This window comes from Caldithrix sp. (assembly GCF_056497305.1).
On sequence record NZ_JBSMDE010000021.1, the window covers coordinates 14,291 to 33,276 of the forward strand.

An 18,986-nucleotide genomic window follows, 5' to 3' on the forward strand; every position below is an offset into this window, starting at 1 on the left:
TAATGGTAGCTTAATTCGTTCGTTCTAATTTCTTCCTGATATCTTCCAACCAGCGGCTCAATTCTCGGGCTGCGGCCGATTGATTGTGATATTGGGAGTCACCGGAAACTTCCAGTTCAATAACCCGATACAATCCTGTGCTTTCGTCTTTCCAATAGCATTTGTAGATTAAAAGTCCGGCATCGACCATCGGGTATGTCGTGTCGGAATACTGAGCCTTCAGCGTAAGAGGAATTAAAGCGGCTTTCTGCCGTAAAACCGATCTGGGGATGGACAGACGAAATTGAGCCTGATGCGCATATTTTTCCTGCAGTTGTCCTTCAGAGACAATAGGATGACCGATGTAGGCCCAGGGCGTGTCGGTCGGACTGTACTGAAAATTAAAGACATGGCCACTGGAATCGATGTACAAGCCGTGTTGCATGTAACCCCAGGCGAAATTAATGTATTCGATTTCAAACAGATATTTTTGCTCTGGCAGGGAAAGAATGCGGGAACCGATGATTCCTGCCTTTTCCCGGCCGCAGCCAATTAAAACGATGCCCAAAAGTACAATTTTGCAACAGCGGATCATGGTAAACCTTTTGTTATTTAAACCACTTAAACAATTTCCGCCTTCTGAGGTATTCTTGCTACCAGAAAATTGATCTGAGCCGGAGCAGATTCCGGGCAGTGATCTTTAAAAGCGAAAACGAACGCTCAGCCACCACTGGCTGATGCGCATTTCATCCAATAAATCCGGATTGAACAGATAGCGGACGGTTGTGTTTTTAACCAGGGGCACTTCAAAACCCATTGCCAGATCGGACAGGTCTTCTGTGTAATGTCGACTCTGTTTCTCAAAGCGTTCGATAAAATCTTTTTTTGTACTTTCCTGGCCATCGTGTAAATCGTAACGTTCTCTGTAGTAAGCGTCTGTTGTTTCACCGGTTTCCCAGGCTGTCCATATCTTATTGATAATCACAAAAACGGCCAGATTTTCGAAAACACGGTGCCACCAGTAGATGGGCATCTGAATCGTCTGTCGCGTGTAGTCGTACGTCCAGTAAAGAGTTTTGTTTTCCCGGTTGTGGTAGGTGGATTCGTAGCGGTAGTAGCCGGTTGTTTGCCGGTCTCCTTCTTCAAGAGAGTGGGAATAGGCTTCATACCACACTGGTTCCTGCACCTGCTTTTGACCTTTCAGGTAGGAATAGTAAAAGCCAAAATGCAATCTGGTGCGGGCGCCCTGCTTGACTTGAACGGTAAACATAGCTTCCCACAGATTTTCTTTTAATGTTCCTGAACCGCTTCGCACATCCGTTAGCGTAGAAAGGTGTGTGTGGGAAGCATATTCCAGCCCGTTTTGCGAAGAATATTCCGACTGGCGCCGGGTGGCCACCTGGGATGACGTTCCGATATCGTTTTGCAACCGGGCGTAGTTAAAAAAGCCAAAAACTTTGTTGCGTTGGTTGGGCGAAAACTGAAATGTGAGTGTGGAGTAGTATCTTTTGCCGTCGTGTTGCAAACGAAGGTCTTTGGTCTGATGATAATCGTAGAAGCCCTGGTTGTCGTCTGTGCGCAGTGTGTCGTCAAAAAGTTCTTTTTGTTTGGCCTGGCCTGCCAGGAAGCCCGCCTGCCAGCCCATTTGCCATTTTTTGTTGATCTGCCAATTTAAGCCTGCAAAAAAATCGGAATGCTGGTAATCCATATTGCGCTTATCGGAATAGCTCCGTAAGGTAAAAGCGGAATAATCGTCGCGCAGCAGATCGAGGTAATCGCCTTTTCGATTGTGTGCAACAAAATCAGCGCCCAGGCCCACACTGAGCGAATGACTCCAGCGGTAAGAGAGATAGGTGGCAAACAGGTGGGCGCGGGTCAGCGCTTGATCGCCCTGTTGACTCAGCCTGGTAACCGGCGCGTCCATTTCCGCGGGAAACAGGTAGTGGTTAAATTCATCGTAATAAGGATTGGGCTCGTAAAAGTAATTTGGCTGATGGTAAAAAGGTTCTTCTTTGTAAATCAACTGATAGCCCATAGTAACATGCCATCGGGCAGCCAGCCAGGAGCGAAAGCCGGCAGACAGCACGGGCTCGGGCTCGGAACGCGTAATCCGGTACCAGCGCAGATCGGGCCGATAGATGGGCGTCAGAACATTGGGACTGTAAATCACCTGGGGTTGAACGATCGGTTCAGGAAAAGATCGCTGACGATCGCTGCGGTAGTCAAAATACAACTCCGTTTTTCGGAGCGAATCCTGCACACCGATAGCCGGATTCAGCTTCAGCCTGACAAAGGGATCATCAAAAAAACCGGGTGAAACCTTTGAAAAATGGACCAGACCAAAGGTGTTCAGAAAAAAACGCTGAAAGTAGAGTTCGGAATTCTCGAACTGTTTTTCCAGCACATCATTGCTTGAAAATTGTGCGCGGGCTGAAACCAGGCTCAAAAGTAAGATGCCAGAAAGGATTAAGGTTCTCATCTGATTGCTCCTCAGGTTTTTGTACTTTTGTTCGGATCTTCAAAATGTGTGCCAGCCTGACCACACTGCAAATTTAAGCAATGAGCGCCAGCAAACCACGAAAAAAAGTTCAGAAATTTGAAAATATTTCAGATTTTTGATACTTTGCGCCCAGAATATTTGCAAAGCAGGAGTAGAGGATGGAATTAAAAATGCTGATCATCGGCTTTGGCCACGTGGGCCAGGGATTTGCCGATCTGCTGATTAAAAAGGAACGAATCCTACGCCAGGACTTTGATGTGACTGTTAAGACGGTGGGCATACTTACACGCCGCAAAGGTAAAATCATCGATCCTCAAGGCATTAATCTGGAAAAAGTGTTAAAGGCCGCCCGAACAGGAAAGAGGTTTGCGGAAAGCGGATTTCAAACCACAGAAACTGCCACGGAAAAATTGCTGGAGACCGTAGATTACGATCTGCTGATCGAGTTGTCGGTTACAAATCTTGAAACGGGCCAGCCGGCGACCTCCTACATCCGCTCGGCTTTAAAACGGAAAAAACACGTCATTACAGCCAATAAAGGGCCCATTGCTCTTCATTTGACTGAGCTGGAAGCTCTGGCTCAAAGCAACGAGGTTCAGTTGCGTTACGAAGGCACGGTGGTGTCCGGAACCCCATTGATCAATCTGATCAAAGAAAATCTGGCCGGACTGGAAGTGCAAAAAGTGCAGGGCATTGTAAACGGATCTACCAATTACATTTTGACGCGCATGGAAGAGGGACTGGAATATGACCAGGCCGTTTCGGAAGCCAGCCAGAAAGGCTACCTGGAAGCCGATCCCACGGCCGATGTGGAAGGCTGGGACGCCGTGGCCAAAACGATGATTTTGAGTCAGGCCATTTTTAAGGTGGGCCTGGACAAACAGAGAATCAAGAGGAAAGGAATCAGCTCTTTGCGTCAGGCGGATGTGCTGCAGGCCCAAAAAGAGAACAGGGTGTGGAAACTGATCGCCACTTTAGAAAAAAGCGCAGAAGGCATCAAGGCCGCGGTGCAGCCTGAGTTGCTCAGCAAAAGCCATCCCTTAGCCAGTGTACGGGGAGCCACCAACGCGCTGACCATTACCACCGATTACCTGGGTCAGGTGACCATCATCGGGCCGGGCGCAGGGGAGCATGAAACAGGCTATGCCGTGCTGAATGATCTACTGGCCATTGCCGGCCGGCGTTGATTTTGCAGCGCGTGGGAAAGGAAAAAGGGTAGAGAGTGCGCAGAGGGTGAAGCGGTGCTGGCTGTTGTTTTTTAACCCGCTTTAGCGGGTTAAAGAATCCGCGCACTGTTTTTTCATTCTTCCACTTTTGCGGGAGAATGGGTTCGTGACGGGGTGTCTTTCCTCATCCCGCTTCAGCGGGGTGAGGAATCTCTTTCACCCAGGACTTTCAATCCGAATGTCCGTTTCAATCGTAACTCGAGCTTTAGCTCGAGCCCTACACCGGCAGGTTGATTTTTCCCCTTGCCCCGGTTTGCGGAAGAGAGCTAAGCCGATAAATCCCTTACTTTGTCAGACAATTCGCTAGCGCAACGTAACTCGAGCTTTAGCTCGAGTTTTCTAAAGGCGAAGCATTTTTTGCAAAGTTTTGCTTAAGAGCAATTTTAACTGGTACACAAATAGGCTGCGCTCATTGGAACCATCTTCAGAAAAATACCTCGCCCTTACGCCTATTTGCCCTGACGTACTCAGCGTATCAGCCGAATTGACAATTCGCGTGTCGCTCAATATTTTCTGGCATCTTTCATGAATTTCTTTTATTATTAGAAATCAATTTTCAATGGTTGTCACATTGTAGGAGGCACAGAGATTCCATGGGATGGTTGGAGACGCTGCTTAGCTTGAGTTTTCAGGTTCGGGATTTCATGTGGGGCAACTGGATGGTTGCCTTGCTGGTCATTACCGGTATTGTGCTGACCATAGTTACCAAAATGATTCAGGTACGCCGGTTGGGCAATGCCTTAAAATTGGTTTTTCTGGGCGCCCGGGGTAAAGATCATGTTGCCGAGGAGGAAGGGGACATTTCTCCTTTTGCCGCTTTGATGACAGCTCTGGCTGCCACGGTAGGTAACGGCAATATTGCCGGCGTAGCCACGGCCATTGCCACCGGCGGTCCCGGCGCCCCATTGTGGATGTGGATTTCCGGCTTCTTTGGCATGGCCACCAAATACGCCGAAGGATTTTTAGGCGTCAAATATCGTAAAGTAGCCGAAGACGGCACCATGGCCGGCGGGCCCATGTACTACATCCGCTATGGTTTAAAAGAAGGCCGCTTCAGTAAATTTCTGGCCGCTCTGTTTGCCGTGTGCGGCGCTTTTGCAGCTCTGTTTGGAACCGGCAACATGGCCCAGTCCAATTCCATGGCTCTGGCCTTTAAAACCCAATTTGGCGTGCCTCCTTTGCTCAGTGGCACGCTGTTAACTCTGCTCGTCGGTCTGGTGGTGATAGGAGGGATTAAACGCATAGGCGCTGTGGCCGAACGCCTGGTGCCTTCCATGATTGTATTCTACTTTCTGGGCGCCATTATCGTTATTCTGGTCAATGCGGCCCACATTCTGGAAGCCTTTGAAATCATTTTTGCTGCAGCGTTCACCAGTAAAGCCGTCGGTGGAGCGCTGATTGGCACTTCCGTGCAAAAAGCCCTGAGTCTGGGAGTGAGTCGGGGGGTGCTGTCCAACGAATCAGGCCTCGGCTCGGCGGCCATTGCACAGAGCGCTTCAAAATCCAGCGACCCGGCCAAAAACGGTTTGATTGCCATGACCGGCACGTTTATTGACACCATTGTGGTCAATACCATGACCACGCTGACCATTGTTTTGAGCGGCATGTGGATGTTCACCCCGGCGCTGGGCGTCGATTTAAACGGGGCTAACGTCCATTTGCAAAATTTACCTTCCCAGGTGGTCGAGTTCGCCAGTCAGGTAGGCTACAATCTGCAAAACGGAGGGCTTTCCAGTACGGCGTTAACTTCCGCGGCTTTCAATACCGTGTTGCCCTTTGGCATTGGCGGCACGATCATTGCCATCGCTTCTTTTCTGTTCGGCTACACCACGCTCATCGGCTGGGCGTATTACGGCGAACAGTGTCTGGAGTACATCGCCGGCGTAAAGGTGAAAAAGCCCTATCGCTTTATTTACATCGCTTTGTTGTTCATTGGAGCTAATTTACAGGGACAATATCTGGACATTGTCTGGAATGTGGGCGACACAGCAAACGCTTTGATGGCCTTCCCCAATTTGATCGGCTTGTTGTTCCTGGCAGGCGTGGTAGCCAGAATCACTACTGACTCGTTCAGTGGTGGAAAACGCGTCTATTAACGATGCCTGGTTACCTCAATGGCTGAGAGCTTTGACCTTTCGCTGGTGATTCCGGTGTGGAATGAGGCGGCCAAGATCGAACAGGATGTGCGCGCCGCCTTCGCTTTTTTTAGAAAACACAACATGGACGGCCAGATCATTGTATCCGATGATGGCAGCCGGGATCAAACAGCCGGCATCGTCCGGCGGTTACAAACAGAATTTGGCCCCTCCCTGCAGGCTCTTTTCCCGGGTAAACACTTAGGAAAAGGCCACGCGGTGCGACAGGGCCTGCTGGCTGGCAAGGGGCGGCTGATTGGTTTTATGGACAGCGGAAGCACTGTGCCGCTGCATTTTTTAATCACCGCCCGACAGCTCATTCAAAAAGAAACCTGTCACATTGCCGCCGGCTCCCGTTTTTTAAAGAAAAGTCATTTTTTAAAGCCCATGCCCCTGCGTCGACGGATCATCTCCTTCCTTTTCAGAACCCTGGTTCATGGGTATTTGCCTTTGACCGCAAAGCTTAGCGATCCTCAATGCGGTTTTAAAATCTTTGAGGGAAAAACAGCCCATTGGCTGGCTAACCATTCGCAAATCGATGGATTTGTTTTTGATCTGGAGCTTTATCTTTTAGCTAAAAAAGCGGGCTTTGTGTGGAAAGAGTTCCCGATCGATTGGCGCTGCGATCGGGACTCGCGCATGTCTGCTGTGCGAAATTTAGTACCGGTAATGCGCGATTTGCATTGGCTGCGCAAACGTTTTTCTAAGGAGGCGTAGGCGCGACGTAACTCGAGCTTCAGCACGAGACCTCCCCTGGCCCAGAAAAGCGTATGTGCGAAAGAGTTAAGTGTAATAGTTAATTAGTTGAATGGTTGAATCGTTAAATGGTGCTGAGTGTCATTCTTCTCCCGCTTTAGCGGGAGAAGAATCCCTTACACTGGTAGATTTAACTCCCCCTCGCCCCGATTTTCGGGGACAGGCTTGTCCGGCCGAAGGTTGGAACGAAGTGGAAATCCCGAGTCTCGGGGACAGACACGTCTGGCCACCGGATAGGTTTATCCGGCCGAAGGACAGGCCCGTCTGGCCGTGGCAGCCGGACAGGCCATTCAACGATTAAACAACTCAACAACTCAACCTTTTTACTTCCTCTCACAGCACAAAAATTTTCGCCCACTAAAGAATTAGATCTTCTGAAAGTAGCATTCTAGAAAAAATAGCGTAGGCCGACTCCGGCATTAAAACTCAGATAGGTACCGGGCAGCAAATCCATGATGGGCACGATTTCCAGAAACATATCCAAAGGCGCCGATTGAAAATAATAGTTCACACCGATGACCCCACGCACTCCCACACGATCTTCATCGCCCATCCTCAGGCGCAGGCCAGGCCCGTAATACACAAGGTAGTTGGGTTCCTTGAGCAAGTTTTTATTGTGGTACAGATAATCGGCGTGCAAGTGCAGTTTGCTGTCAGGCCCAAACGACCAGGCCAGTCCCCCATCCAGGGCTGTGTTAGCCGTTTGCCAGATTTTTAAACTGATGCCGGTCGGTTCGCCGATGATCACGCCAACCCCTTTGCCACTGGTCTGGGCCCAAAGCATACCTGTTAAAATCAAACTGAGTACCAGAATCTGAACAAATCGTCGCATGGCTCGTAACCTCCTTTTCGTCACTACCTTCTGAATTTCAGACCATTGTCAACGACAGAAGTGTAAAAAAGTTCTGTGAAAAAAACAAACGGATTTTGAAGGAGGTAAGGTTAAAAAAATTAAAAATGATTGACGTAAGTGAATCCGGCTAAAAATTTTCGGAATGCTTGGCCGGAGTCGCAGACGGAACAGATTATTCAGAATAATTTCTAAGGCAGCACAGCCGCAACCAAAATTAACCGTAGAGAGCACAAAGATTTCGAAAAAAAATAAAATTTATTCACATATACGGCCAAAACTAAACAACCCTTAACAATTTGCCCCCCCTCCCCTTTATTAAAAAAAGGGATGGGGGCCGGGGGGTTAGGATCTTCAGTACAAAAATTTTCGCACGCTAATGCATTACATCTTTTGAAGGAAGTATTCTATACTTCATTTGTCGGTTCATCCCCATTAGTTCCAAAATCTAAAACCAATGTGGCGTGGGTTTCGTTGTTAATATGTTTCCAGATTGCCTTGTGTCCTCGATCTAAAAGTAATTTCACATAATGTCGAGAAGCTTGAGGGGTAATATATCCTCTACTTCTTTCAGTTGAGAATTCTCCAACTGAAATAATGAGTCTTGAAGGAAGTGGATTATCCGATATATAAAAAGCAGGTGAAGCCTTCAGTTGTTCTTCTTTTGAGTTTCCAAATAAATACCTGATCAGAGGAATGTTTTGTTCCACTACACTTCCTACCATTAGTTGAAGGGCGTAAGGTATGTCATAAGCGTGTACATCCAGGGAGACAACACCTCTGATATCTTCAAATGAATGTCCAACCGATTTTAAGTAGCTTGAATCAGATGTAATTAAAGGGGCAAAATGCGCACCGGATGAATAGCCGACTAACAAAATAACATCTTTTTCAACACCATATTTCCTGCCATTCTCTTTAAGCCAGGCAAGGGCATGAACAATATCCGTGGTTGTTCGCGATAGGTCTTTTCCTGCGGTTCATTGGATTTACTTGCCAGACGAAAATTGGGTTCTGCCACCACAACCCCCCTATCCAGAAACCATTGAATCATTGCATCAGATTTAAGTTTAAGATTGCTTTTATCTCCCCCAATCCAGCTTCCCCTGAGGATAAATACCATTAATTTTTTGGGCTGGCCATCCGGAATATAATAATAAACATCCAGCTTCGTCATCGATGAGTCTCCATTCACCGGTGTGGGGTAGGAAATATCGAAAATTTCGAATCTTTTAGGGAGAGTTTGAATAGGCGTAGATTTCCCGGAACAAGTCAGAAGTAGAAATAGCACGAAGCATAGCGTGTAAAATGTTTTAAATAAATTTAGATTCCAATGCTTTTTTCTTTTTTGCATACAATTCCTTTAAATTTTGGTAGTGTATTTAATTGGGAGAATTTTTAATACAAAATTACTGGCTCAATCCAATTGTACTTCAATCATTTAAAACATATTTCAAATGTTAAATAAAATAACATTTCTCCAAAAGTCAAATTTATTCCAATAAAAAAAGTTTTGTTGCCTGTTTAGCTTATCGCCCTGGCGCTTTAATGGTTTTTATCCAAGCCATGTTGCGCAATATGTTTCAAATCTAAAACGGATTGTAATCCAACTTCTTTTTAATTACTGACTGTATTTTTTCAGTGTAGAGAATGTATTTTCCTTATTGAAGAAAAAATTTCCCTTGCTTAAAAAATTATTTTCTAAGTTAGAAATGGGGGAAAATCGGTTTGGGAGACCATTGAAAAGATCGGCTGCGAGAAAGGGGGCCTGAGGATGAGGGAACATGCCCAGTAAATTTTCTCCGGCAAAGGCATTGGGTTTTCTTGAGGGGAGAAATCCAACGCCTTATTTGAATTACTTCAAATAGGGTTTACCATGTTACACTAATTAACGGTCTGCGTTCATGAACTATGTTCAGAGGTCCGGGCCGCCCCCGTTCAATTTTCCCCGTCTTTCCTTTTGGATTTGCGCGAAGGCGGAGCGATCAGCAAAAGAGGAATGCTGATTTTATGCTTTAAGACTTCCGAAACACTCCCGAACAAGATGTCGCCAAAAAAGGTATGGCCATGTGTTGCCATAACCACCAGGTCATAGTCTGATCCCCTGATCACATTCAGTATTTCCGTAGCCGGTTCCCCTCTTTCAATAAGAACCTGTACCTTGATACCTTTTGCCTGCAAAGCATCGCGGTGAGTATTTAAACAGGTCATTGCCCGGTCGCGTAGCGCGCGATCCTGGTCCAGTGTGTGGGAATGCACCACGTGCAGCAGATGAACTTCGGCGCTGTTCTGAAGAGCCAGAACTGATACATGCTCTACCACCGCCTGGTCTACGGGCGAGCAGTCAATGGTAACTAAAATCTTTTTGTACACTTGCATATTAGCCTCCACTTATGGTGGAATAGAGCAGATAAAGATTTAAACTAATAACGATGGCGGAGATGATAACCGCAGCAACGAATTCGATTCTGCTGCTTCTGAGGCGGCCCATGAGGCGGCGGTCACGGCAAAGCATTAATAATGGAATAAGAGTAAAAGGCAGCTGAATGCTCAATACGACCTGACTGAAGATGAGGATTCGAAAAGTATTCATCGAAAGGAGAATGATAAGAAACGACGGTATGGCCGTAATAAAGACAGAAATTCTGTAGAGGAAGGTACGCGGGTCTTCCGGCTTTCCCAGAAATCCTGTAATCACATTGACTTCCGCCATGGAAGAGGTGACGGACGAACCAACGCCAGCAAAGACGAGAGCCACGGCAAACAAAAAGCCAGCAAGAGGGCCCGCCAGCGGTTTCAAAGTAGCCGACGCTTGTTCTATGCTGTCTACAACAACATGATTGCGGGCAAAAACAGCCGCCGCCACAATGATCATCGCCGAATTTACCATCCAGCCCATGAACATGGCTGTAAATGTGTCTATTTTTTCGTAGCGTACCAGGGCCAGTTTCTCGTTTTCGGAAATGCCCCATTTTCGGCTGTGAATGACGTTGGAATGCAGAAAAATGTTATGTGGCATGACCACTGCGCCAAGGATTGCCATGGCAACGTAAATGCTGCTTCTGTTGACTTTGGGAATAATCATGGAGGGAAATACCTGCGACCAATCGGGGTGGACAATCAGAATCTCCACCAGGTAGCATGCTGCGATGATCCCCAAAAAGCCCATGATGATCGCCTCAATACGGTGATACCTCTGGCTGACTATGAGGAACACTTCAAGCAATACCGTTAAAAAAGCGCCCATCCAGAGAGGCATGCCAAAAAGAAGATTAAAGCCGATAGCTCCTCCCAGCAGTTCCGCCACGTCGGTAGCAACGCAAGCCAGAACGATCGTCAGCCCCAGAAATGCGGACACAGGTCGTGAGAAACGTTCCCTAATGTTAACGGCCAGCGATTTTCCGGTGGCAATGCCGAGCTTGGCCGCCATATTCTGAACAACGATCAGCATGACCGTGCTGAGTGTAATGACCCAAAGCAGCTCGTAAGCGAAACGTGATCCGCCCTCTATGTTCGTGGCCCAGTTTCCGGGATCGATGAATCCCACTGTGACAATGAACCCGGGCCCAAGAAACTTGAAAATCGTTTTGAAGGGAATTCCTTTTTTGGCTTCTTTCATCGCGATGTCGATGTCCTCCTTTACGATAAGATAGCGCCGTGCAAGGGCCAAAATTTCATTTGCTTATCAAGGCTGAATTTAATTTAAACATGGAATGAGAATATTACAAATTTCTGATCGATTCTATTTAAATCAAAATGGTTTGTCCTCCATTAGATACCCCTGATAAATTATCAGGGCCACTGGTCAAAACGTTGAAACCCGAAAAATGGAATGGGTCTTTAGTCCCCAATTCGTTTTAATTCCGCATCATTCATTCTGGTTAAAAGCGAGCCGGGAATGCCATTAAACGGCCTGTAAGCGAGCGGTAGCTCAAATTATTTTTTGCGAAGGTTTCACAAATCCTTGCCGGGCGATCTAACAAGAGGAAATAGACAACTAGCCTCCTGCCTTCACCGCCCACCGACACAAAATCTACTATCAACCGAATCGACTCATGCTTTCTGGATTTGATTAAACATTGAGGACACAAAAGACGCAATGATTTTTTCGCTTAGCAATGACAGAATAAAAAGTACACACACATTTTTATTAGCGCAACCCACAAAAAAATTTTCAGCGTTTCAAGCTTTTCTTTCGCATTTTCCAGGGAAAGGGCATCGAATAAATAAAAGAAGGGCCTGAACAGCCCTTCTTGCTTAAAGACATGATCTGCGAGAAAAATCCCATTTAAACATCAAGGCTCTTATTTAGTAAACACCCAATCTATGCCGTTGTTGTTCTGGTTGGCTGCGCTATGGCAACTGGCACAGGCGCCACCGCCTGCCGTTGCATTGTCGCCCTGGGTTAACACTTTCGAAAAATCGGTGCTAACCATGAACCACTCCCAGCCATTGCCATCGGGATTAAAGCCGCCTCCACGTTTTACCAGTACGGTAAATGCCCCCTGCAAATTACCCTGGGCGTCGGTTAATTCTTTAAGAATCATAGAGCCTACCGGATATTCGCCATTTTTTGCTTTGGCTGTGGGGTTAAAATAGACCTTACGCGTCAACGAATCGGTGACTCCATGAGCGCTTTGCAAAAAGGGATCCGGACCATTTTTCGTGGCCTTTAGCGTCCAGCTCTTGTAGTCTTTAAAATCATCGGTGGTGGCAACGAACTCCTCTTCTTTATCGTTGTTCGTAGAATTTTTGTCACAAGCCACATTGCTGAACAGCATCAGCCCCAGGACCAGGACATTCACCATGGTTAAAATGGTACGCATTGGTACTCCTCCTCTATTTTAGTGATGTTAAAATTTTAAAATACGGGTAATATTAAACCCCAGACGTAAATTATCTGCATTAAATTTCAGATCCGAACCGGCTAAATATTGCGAAGGGTTCGGGGTGGCGTTGTTTCCTACAAATATTTTAAAGAAATGGCCGCCGGTCTCTATTTCAAAACCCAACAGCAGTGAGTTAAATTGCCCCCGAAAACCGCTTATGGTGGTATTGCTTTCGGCAAACACGCTCCACATGGCGCCAAGGTAATATTGAACATAGGCGCCCATGGTGAACGAATATTGCTTGTCCGGACAATAAATGTGACTGTTGTAAAGGTAGGAGGGCACCAACCCCATGGCCAGCCTTTTTTTGTACATGCTGTTCAGGATGATCTGGGCGTAGTATTGAACATTTTTACTGTCCAGCGCTTTGCGATTAATGACCTCTGTGTTCCAGCCAAGGCCTACACGCAGGGCGATCAGAGTTGGCAAAACGGCATTACGCACCGTGATTAATTGTCGTTTAACGTTGAAATCAATATTGTCCTGGGCATTGCTACGCGCTAACATGAGCATGGTTTTGGGCGAAAGACCGTAAGCCAGGCCCATACGAATACGGGCTGGCCCGTCAATACCCAAAAAGGCTTTATCGGTGGAAATTGTCGGCAAAAAACGATGTGAAATTTCGTATTCAAACTCTCCCTTACGTAAAAAGGTAGCTGTGGCAAAATGGACGCTTTGCGTTGAATGGAATAATTCCAGTTTCGGTTTGCTTGTGTGTTTTGGTTTCCATTTTACACCCTGGCCCAGGGCTCCGGAAACCATTAAAAAGATCAATAACATAAAAATCGTGACGCTTTGTTTCATCTTACTCCTTAACTGCCTTTACTTTAAAATCTACCTGCACCTGCATGTTTTCATCTATTTTGTAAAACATGATCGAAGGGATATCAATCTGGTGGTCTGACAACTTAACTTCAAATTGACTTTTAATACGCAGTTCATCGCCCTGCACCAGAATTTCTCCCGGAATCTGTCGTTTTTGTTTGACCCCATGGCAAAAAAATTCGCCCTCGGTAAGCACCTTAAAGGACTGTGCGTCGGAGCTTAATATTTTTATTATTTTTCCCTGATAGGTGGCTTTGGGATATTGATCGCAGTGCAAATAATTTTCCCTCATGTGACGATTTCGTAAACCAATGCCGGTGTCCAGAGTATTTAAATCTACTTCAAAATAAAAATCAGCTCCTTCGAGCTGGTCAGGACCGTTCCAGATGATGTAGCCATCAATCTGTGAAGTAACTCCCTCAAAATCTTCGATGGGGGCATCCGAGATGAATTTAACCACATTGGCATCGCTCTGTTTTACATTGTATTCACCAGCCCATATTCCCAGAAATCCGATGGCCAGGCTAATCACCAAAATGTGCATTACTCGCATGGCGTTTCTCCTAATGTTTTAATAAATAATTGTATTTGCTTTTTCCCCATGCGTCTAATCATTCTTTGCCCCATTGTCAATCCACTGCCGAATAGCCTGGAGGTCAGTTTTCGGTAATTTACCGGATGGCGGCATGATGGCTTCGCCATCAGCGCCTGTCAATCGTTTCATTAAATAACTTTGATCGCTATTGCCCGGCAGCACACGTTTCAACTCTGAAGCCGTCGCCTTTACATTTACTAGATTGGTGTAGGCCTTGCCCGGAGACAAATCCATTCCTCCGGAAGCAGCGCTACCCGAATGACACCCAACGCAATTCGGATTAAATATGTACTTTTGTATGGAAGATAACTTTGGCTCAACCTGAGGTTCGGTGGCACATTCGGTGGTAATGTTTTTTTCACAGCTCCCCAATAACAGCAATGCCATAAGAAATATGCTTAATCGTTTCAATGTACATCCTTTTTGATTTGTTTAGTAATAAATCTTGTCTTAAAATAATTGCAAGAGTTCACAAATTATTCAATCAATTGTAAAATTTTTATCACAGGATGAAGAGTATCAAAAAATGGATGCGCCAAAAAAGATGTCAAGTTCAGCCCTGATGATCATTTTCTTCATCTATGGTTTTACACTAACAACCTTGCAAATCGTCTATCTGCGCTCCTTCATTGCCCTGTTTTACGGGAACGAACTCAGCATCGGTCTTTTTCTCTTTAGCTGGATGCTCTGGACCGCCCTGGGCAGCTACTGGTTCGGCAAAATTAAACGCGTAGCGGACTACCTGCCCTCGCACCATTTTCTTTTCGGGCTGATTATTCCTTTTTCGCTACTCTTGATGCTCTTCATCCGGTTACAGTTTTTACCGGTTGGTATCGCCTTACCCGGTTTTGGATTAACCATTTTCACCGCTCTGGCCTCCCTGATCCTCTTTGGTTTACTTTCGGGCGGCCTGTTCCCCCTGTACGGAAAGTTATTCCAGCAAATCACCAACGAGCTCACCGATCTTTCCGGAAGCCGTGTCTATTTCTGGGAGACCAGTGGCTCCATGCTGGGCGGTTTGATTAGTGGCCTCATCCTGATCCGCTGGCTGCCCGCCGAAAACCTCGTTGTGGGCTTAAGCATTGTTTATTTAATGCTGGCCTTCTTTTTCCTTTCCAGAACGCAAAAACGTTCTAAAAGCCTGATCATCTCCATCTACTTTTTAATTGGCTTCTTTGCCCTTTCCAGCTTTTTGAACGGTTATCAGCAACGCTTTAAACAGCTCTGGCAGGGAATGGAAATCGTGGCTCATCGGGGTTCGCCTTATGGCGATCTGGTTTTGACCAGACTGGACCACAGCTACACGCTTTACCAGGATGGCGTTCCGCTCTTTACCATACCGGACCCTCAAACAGCCGAAGAGACGGTTCATTACGCGCTATTGTTACACAAAAAACCTGTTTCTGTTCTGCTGATTGGCGGGGGCTTTTCCGGCGCACTTTTTGAAACGCTAAAACATCCCTCGGTTAAGCACGTTCACTATGTGGAGCTGGATGCAGAGGTCATTACCCTTTACCAGAAGTTTTTCCCGCAAAACTGGCAAAAAATAAACTCCAATGCGCGAATTATTATCCATCAGACCGACGGGCGAACCTTTTTAAAAAACAGCAATCAGAAGTTTGACGTCATCATCATCGGTTTGCCCGACCCTTACAATGTACAACTCAATCGCTTTTACACGCGGGAGTTTTTCAACCTCTGCAAAGCCAAATTACGTGCCGGCGGGATGGTGACTTTTCAATTAAGCGCTTCTGAAAACTATTTGAATGAAGCGCAAAAAAAATATCTTAAGGCTATTAAAAACTCCTTTGAGCCCATTTTTAAAAACTGGGCCTTTTTACCTGGTGAAAAAGTACAGCTTTTTCTGTCCACTGATTCAAAACCTCTGAACATTTCCAGTTCAATGTTCATTCAGCGTTTGAATCAGAGAAAACTTGAAACCCTGTTTGTGCGCGATTATTTCATTCCATTTAAACTATTACCAGATCGCATTCAAATGTTCCGCCAAGCCTTTACAACAACGCCCTTTTCTTTTTACAACTCCGACCTCCATCCCCTTGCCTACTATTTTGACATTATTTTGTGGACTGGAAAAACATCAACCACCCTGGCCCATTTTTTCAGTGAACTGTTATTTTTCCCCTGGCCCTTTTTTCTACTGATCTTTTTTCTGCCTTTTTTTCTTTTGCTCTCCTTTTTCCTATTCAAAGCAAAAGCAACTTTACCGGCGGTTTCGTCTGTGCTGGGCATGTTTTCCGTTGGGTTTAGCATGATCAGTTTAGAATTGTTGATTTTAATCGCTTTCCAGGTAGCGCATGGTTACATCTATCAGCAAATTGCCGTTTTCATTGCCCTGTTTATGGGCGGAATGGCCATGGGCAGTTTTGCCGGCATACGAAAAATCAGTAAAAGCCCTAAAAATCTTCAATTAAATGCAGCCCTGGTTCTGCTGATTATTGCTCTGTTATGCTTTGCCCTTAACCTGATCTGGGGGAAAATTTTTCATTTATTGCATTCCAGAACCATTTTTTACCTGCTAGCTATTACGAGCGGTTTTTTGGGTGGCTTTTCCTTTCCTCTTTTTAATCATCTGTTTCTCAGGCCCAAAGAAGATCAGGCCCAAAGTGGTGTTATTTACGCCTGGGACCTCATTGGGTCGCTGACCGGTTCTTTCTTGAGCAGTGTGCTTTTAATTCCTATTTTTGGATTAATCGCCACCGGTACCGTTTTAGGGATTCTGAATCTCATGATGGCTTTTTTTACTTTGCTTGCCTTTGGCAAGAGTAAAATTAAGTGATGGTTTAGAAATGCTGTTCCCCATGTTAATTTTTTGCACAAATAAGTTAAAAACAATAGATTTTTGTAGATTGCAATCAATAATTTTGCTACATTGAATAGCCGGTAGAATTTAATCTCATTGACGATGAAAAAATTTTTATTGTTCATGGTAATCGCCGCTCTCTTCTGGTTTTGTCAAAAACAGGAACAGACAAACCAACAAGACCAGAACCCTTTTACCCTCTGGGAGAAAATCAGCATTATTAAAGACACATTGAATGTAAATATTCCAATCGAAGGGAAACTGATAGCCTGGCGAAAAATCGACATCATTTCTCCAATAGAGGCGCGTGTTGTCTCTTTGCTGGTGGAAGAGAAAGAACGCGTAAAGAAAGAAGACCTTCTATTGCACCTGTGGCCCCTGAGCAGATACAGCGGCTACACACCGCTCGAAATTTTTTCTCCGATGAATGGCATGGTGGCCCAAATCTTCGTCAGCTTAGACGACACAGTTAAACAGGGTGCAATTCTACTCTCCCTGGAAAACAGGGACAACCTTACCTTGCGTGCCAAAATTAACCCCTGGCAGACGCCATTTATTTCCAGAAACAGCAATGTTACGCTGTTCCATGACTCATTAAAGATTAAAGGAGCCGTGCTGGATGTCGATAGCAAGGATAACTGGTTAACGATTATTGTTCCCAATCAGCGTCTGAATTTGGCAAATGATTTGTTTGTGCATGGTTACGTTCATCTGCAAAACATGAAAGGAGATTTTTTGCCGGCCAGTTATTTTGACAATCGTGATTCTGTTCTGGCCGAACTCGATCAGGAAACGGTTCTCTGGCTTTTTAATGTGGGAACGGTCGGAGATTCTCTGATCCTGATTGTCCCGTCCTTACCGGATGTTAACGAAATTCAAATCAAAAAAAATCTTGACTTTAATAAATAAAATATTATATTCTTGTTGAAGTGTAATTCTTTAAAAAAGAAGAGCGTATGCGTCGTTTTTTATTTACTGTCACATTTTTAATGCTGGTTTTCTCCCTGGCTCTGGCCGATAATGTTTTTGTAGAATGCATCGCTTCTCCCAGCAATAATCAGGTTAAGATTACCTGGACGACGCGTTCAGAAGATGATGTAGCCCAATTCGTCGTCTTACGCTCTAATGATGACAACCACTATGTTGAAATGGCGCGCATTGCCCCTCAAGGCGCCGGCAGCCAATACGAATATATTGACCGCAACGTAATGTTTAAAGATATTTCCATCTTTTTTTACAAGGTTCGTGCTGTGGACGCCAATAATAAAGTGCTTGAAGAGATGTCTTTGATTGTGCATCCCAGTATTTCCGACATTTACCGCACCTGGGGAGCGATCAAAGCCATGTTTCGCTAAGTTGATTTTTCGACGAATTTTTATGTAAACCCTTTTCTATTGGAAAAGGGTTTTTTTGTTTCTAAAGAATTGTTAAGTTATGGTTAGAATTTTGTCTTTTTCATTGTCCCTTAAAAAAAGAGGCGAAAAAAAATACAATGTTTTATCAATATTATTCACTTGAAATTAAATATATCAAAGGTATATACTTAAAAAATGTCAATATTCTTAACGACAAATGTATCATTTTTAGTAAAAAAAATGGTAAGTTGGGGTTAAAAGCAGGCTGCGCTGCTTTTATGGCCAGGGGCCGGGTGGCAGAATCTTTTGTTAATATCTAATGAATGGCAAAGATGGAACTGAAAAATATTTTACTAAACATTGCAATACTCAGAAAAATTTCAACGGAACACATGGCGCCCGAATCCATTAAAAAGAAAAGGAAACCGAATCAGGAGGCCATTTTGAATAAATCCTTTTTTATTTTTTTAATCATTTTGATGTTGCCCGTGCAAATTTTCGCCCAATATGAAAAATACCTGCTAAAAGACCCTGAGCCTAAATCATTTAAACAGAGTGGGGTGGCCTTTAGCGTGGTTGAACAAGGAACCGGTATTGGCGTGTTTTACGCTTTGCCAACACGCCGCTTTTTCCATTTTGGCGCTGAGCTTGATGTCTTCCTCTTAAGAGATCGCAATCAAATTGATTTGGTTGATCCCTGGACCGGTTTACCCATCACCATCAACAAACAGAACAACGCTTACATGATGGACCTGTTGATCACCGTAAAAAAGCGACTCTTCGCCAGAGAAATTGACGACACCTTACGACCGTTTGTAATGGTGGGGCTGGGGCCTGTGTATGGCATCAATTTTCCGGAAGACAAAAGGCGTAAAGATGAATACGTACCAGGGTTTAGCGGCTATTTGGCCAGCGGCGTGGATGTGGCTCTGGAACGGCAGTACTTTCTGGGGATTCGCCTGCAATATCGCCTTATCAAATTTACCGAATCGTTTGCTCAACGGACCAATCATTCTACCTTTGATATTCGTTTAGAAATCGGAAAGATGTTTTAA

The 18,986-nt window shown here is 45.2% G+C and carries 18 protein-coding genes; 7 read left to right on the forward strand and 11 right to left on the reverse strand.

Translation table 11 applies throughout. From position 1 onward, the window contains the following. Positions 1–10: 10 nt before the first annotated feature. Together ACWB0I_RS01890 and ACWB0I_RS01895 are read right to left on the reverse strand one after the other, a co-directional pair. Positions 11–574, reverse strand: coding sequence for a hypothetical protein (locus ACWB0I_RS01890; protein ID WP_479386338.1), 564 nt, complete (start codon positions 572–574; stop codon positions 11–13). Between the two features lie 105 nt (positions 575–679). Then, positions 680–2,458, reverse strand: a complete 1,779-nt coding sequence (locus ACWB0I_RS01895; RefSeq protein ID WP_479386339.1) for a hypothetical protein — start codon at positions 2,456–2,458, stop codon at positions 680–682. Positions 2,459–2,637: 179 nt separating this feature from the next. On the opposite strand from ACWB0I_RS01895, the gene ACWB0I_RS01900 reads away from it, so the two are divergent. The 3 genes from ACWB0I_RS01900 (at position 2,638) to ACWB0I_RS01910 (ending at position 6,557) form a co-directional block, all read left to right on the forward strand. Beyond that, positions 2,638–3,666 carry a homoserine dehydrogenase gene (locus ACWB0I_RS01900; RefSeq protein ID WP_479386340.1) on the forward strand — a complete coding sequence of 343 codons (1,029 nt, stop codon included), beginning with the start codon at positions 2,638–2,640 and terminating at the stop codon, positions 3,664–3,666. A 632-nt stretch (positions 3,667–4,298) separates the two neighbouring features. After that, positions 4,299–5,801: an alanine/glycine:cation symporter family protein gene (locus ACWB0I_RS01905; protein ID WP_479386341.1), complete on the forward strand. Its 1,503-nt coding sequence runs from the start codon at positions 4,299–4,301 to the stop codon at positions 5,799–5,801. Between the two features lie 18 nt (positions 5,802–5,819). Continuing rightward, the gene (locus ACWB0I_RS01910; protein WP_479386342.1) at positions 5,820–6,557 is read left to right on the forward strand and encodes a glycosyltransferase; all 738 of its coding nucleotides are present in this window, start codon (positions 5,820–5,822) and stop codon (positions 6,555–6,557) included. A gap of 427 nt (positions 6,558–6,984) precedes the next feature. Here the strand turns inward: ACWB0I_RS01910 and ACWB0I_RS01915 are convergent, their stop codons facing one another. From ACWB0I_RS01915 to ACWB0I_RS01955, 9 genes are all read right to left on the reverse strand, one after another. Beyond that, complete coding sequence (locus ACWB0I_RS01915; protein WP_479386343.1) at positions 6,985–7,428, reverse strand: hypothetical protein; 444 nt, start codon at positions 7,426–7,428, stop codon at positions 6,985–6,987. A 425-nt stretch (positions 7,429–7,853) separates the two neighbouring features. Then, on the reverse strand, positions 7,854–8,390 hold the full coding sequence (locus tag ACWB0I_RS01920) for a hypothetical protein (protein WP_479386372.1): 537 nt from the start codon (positions 8,388–8,390) through the stop codon (positions 7,854–7,856). Beyond that, entirely contained in the window at positions 8,318–8,623 is a 306-nt protein-coding gene (locus ACWB0I_RS01925; RefSeq protein ID WP_479386344.1) for a hypothetical protein, read from the reverse strand. The genes ACWB0I_RS01920 and ACWB0I_RS01925 overlap by 73 nt, the downstream gene beginning before the upstream one ends. Before the next feature lie 761 nt (positions 8,624–9,384). Next, positions 9,385–9,825 (reverse strand): universal stress protein, encoded by a 441-nt coding sequence (locus ACWB0I_RS01930; protein ID WP_479386345.1) that lies wholly within the window; start codon positions 9,823–9,825, stop codon positions 9,385–9,387. 1 nt (position 9,826) lies between these two features. After that, a complete protein-coding gene (locus ACWB0I_RS01935; protein ID WP_479386346.1) occupies positions 9,827–11,065 on the reverse strand; it encodes an Nramp family divalent metal transporter in 1,239 nt (412 codons plus the stop codon). A gap of 685 nt (positions 11,066–11,750) precedes the next feature. Further along, entirely contained in the window at positions 11,751–12,272 is a 522-nt protein-coding gene (locus ACWB0I_RS01940; protein ID WP_479386347.1) for a cytochrome P460 family protein, read from the reverse strand. A 27-nt stretch (positions 12,273–12,299) separates the two neighbouring features. Further along, positions 12,300–13,139 (reverse strand): DUF5777 family beta-barrel protein, encoded by an 840-nt coding sequence (locus tag ACWB0I_RS01945; protein ID WP_479386348.1) that lies wholly within the window; start codon positions 13,137–13,139, stop codon positions 12,300–12,302. 1 nt (position 13,140) lies between these two features. Next, on the reverse strand, positions 13,141–13,713 hold the full coding sequence (locus ACWB0I_RS01950; protein ID WP_479386349.1) for a YceI family protein: 573 nt from the start codon (positions 13,711–13,713) through the stop codon (positions 13,141–13,143). A gap of 54 nt (positions 13,714–13,767) precedes the next feature. Then, entirely contained in the window at positions 13,768–14,166 is a 399-nt protein-coding gene (locus ACWB0I_RS01955) for a c-type cytochrome domain-containing protein (RefSeq protein WP_479386350.1), read from the reverse strand. A gap of 115 nt (positions 14,167–14,281) precedes the next feature. On the opposite strand from ACWB0I_RS01955, the gene ACWB0I_RS01960 reads away from it, so the two are divergent. From ACWB0I_RS01960 to ACWB0I_RS01975, 4 genes are all read left to right on the forward strand, one after another. Next, on the forward strand, positions 14,282–16,552 hold the full coding sequence (locus ACWB0I_RS01960) for a fused MFS/spermidine synthase (protein ID WP_479386351.1): 2,271 nt from the start codon (positions 14,282–14,284) through the stop codon (positions 16,550–16,552). Between the two features lie 126 nt (positions 16,553–16,678). Then, the gene (locus ACWB0I_RS01965) at positions 16,679–17,485 is read left to right on the forward strand and encodes a hypothetical protein (protein ID WP_479386352.1); all 807 of its coding nucleotides are present in this window, start codon (positions 16,679–16,681) and stop codon (positions 17,483–17,485) included. Between the two features lie 47 nt (positions 17,486–17,532). Beyond that, positions 17,533–17,931, forward strand: coding sequence for a hypothetical protein (locus tag ACWB0I_RS01970; protein ID WP_479386353.1), 399 nt, complete (start codon positions 17,533–17,535; stop codon positions 17,929–17,931). A 443-nt stretch (positions 17,932–18,374) separates the two neighbouring features. Next, the gene (locus ACWB0I_RS01975) at positions 18,375–18,986 is read left to right on the forward strand and encodes a hypothetical protein (RefSeq protein WP_479386354.1); all 612 of its coding nucleotides are present in this window, start codon (positions 18,375–18,377) and stop codon (positions 18,984–18,986) included.

Coding starts and splice junctions, on each gene's coding strand:
- ACWB0I_RS01960 (WP_479386351.1), top strand. CDS start 14,282: ATGGATGCGCCAAAAAAGATGTCAAGTTCAGCCCTGATGATCATTTTC.
- ACWB0I_RS01935 (WP_479386346.1), bottom strand. CDS start 11,065: ATGAAAGAAGCCAAAAAAGGAATTCCCTTCAAAACGATTTTCAAGTTT.
- ACWB0I_RS01910 (WP_479386342.1), top strand. CDS start 5,820: ATGGCTGAGAGCTTTGACCTTTCGCTGGTGATTCCGGTGTGGAATGAG.
- ACWB0I_RS01940 (WP_479386347.1), bottom strand. CDS start 12,272: ATGCGTACCATTTTAACCATGGTGAATGTCCTGGTCCTGGGGCTGATG.
- ACWB0I_RS01905 (WP_479386341.1), top strand. CDS start 4,299: ATGGGATGGTTGGAGACGCTGCTTAGCTTGAGTTTTCAGGTTCGGGAT.
- ACWB0I_RS01900 (WP_479386340.1), top strand. CDS start 2,638: ATGGAATTAAAAATGCTGATCATCGGCTTTGGCCACGTGGGCCAGGGA.
- ACWB0I_RS01945 (WP_479386348.1), bottom strand. CDS start 13,139: ATGAAACAAAGCGTCACGATTTTTATGTTATTGATCTTTTTAATGGTT.
- ACWB0I_RS01950 (WP_479386349.1), bottom strand. CDS start 13,713: ATGCGAGTAATGCACATTTTGGTGATTAGCCTGGCCATCGGATTTCTG.
- ACWB0I_RS01890 (WP_479386338.1), bottom strand. CDS start 574: ATGATCCGCTGTTGCAAAATTGTACTTTTGGGCATCGTTTTAATTGGC.
- ACWB0I_RS01970 (WP_479386353.1), top strand. CDS start 17,533: ATGCGTCGTTTTTTATTTACTGTCACATTTTTAATGCTGGTTTTCTCC.
- ACWB0I_RS01895 (WP_479386339.1), bottom strand. CDS start 2,458: ATGAGAACCTTAATCCTTTCTGGCATCTTACTTTTGAGCCTGGTTTCA.
- ACWB0I_RS01925 (WP_479386344.1), bottom strand. CDS start 8,623: ATGACGAAGCTGGATGTTTATTATTATATTCCGGATGGCCAGCCCAAA.
- ACWB0I_RS01930 (WP_479386345.1), bottom strand. CDS start 9,825: ATGCAAGTGTACAAAAAGATTTTAGTTACCATTGACTGCTCGCCCGTA.
- ACWB0I_RS01965 (WP_479386352.1), top strand. CDS start 16,679: ATGAAAAAATTTTTATTGTTCATGGTAATCGCCGCTCTCTTCTGGTTT.
- ACWB0I_RS01915 (WP_479386343.1), bottom strand. CDS start 7,428: ATGCGACGATTTGTTCAGATTCTGGTACTCAGTTTGATTTTAACAGGT.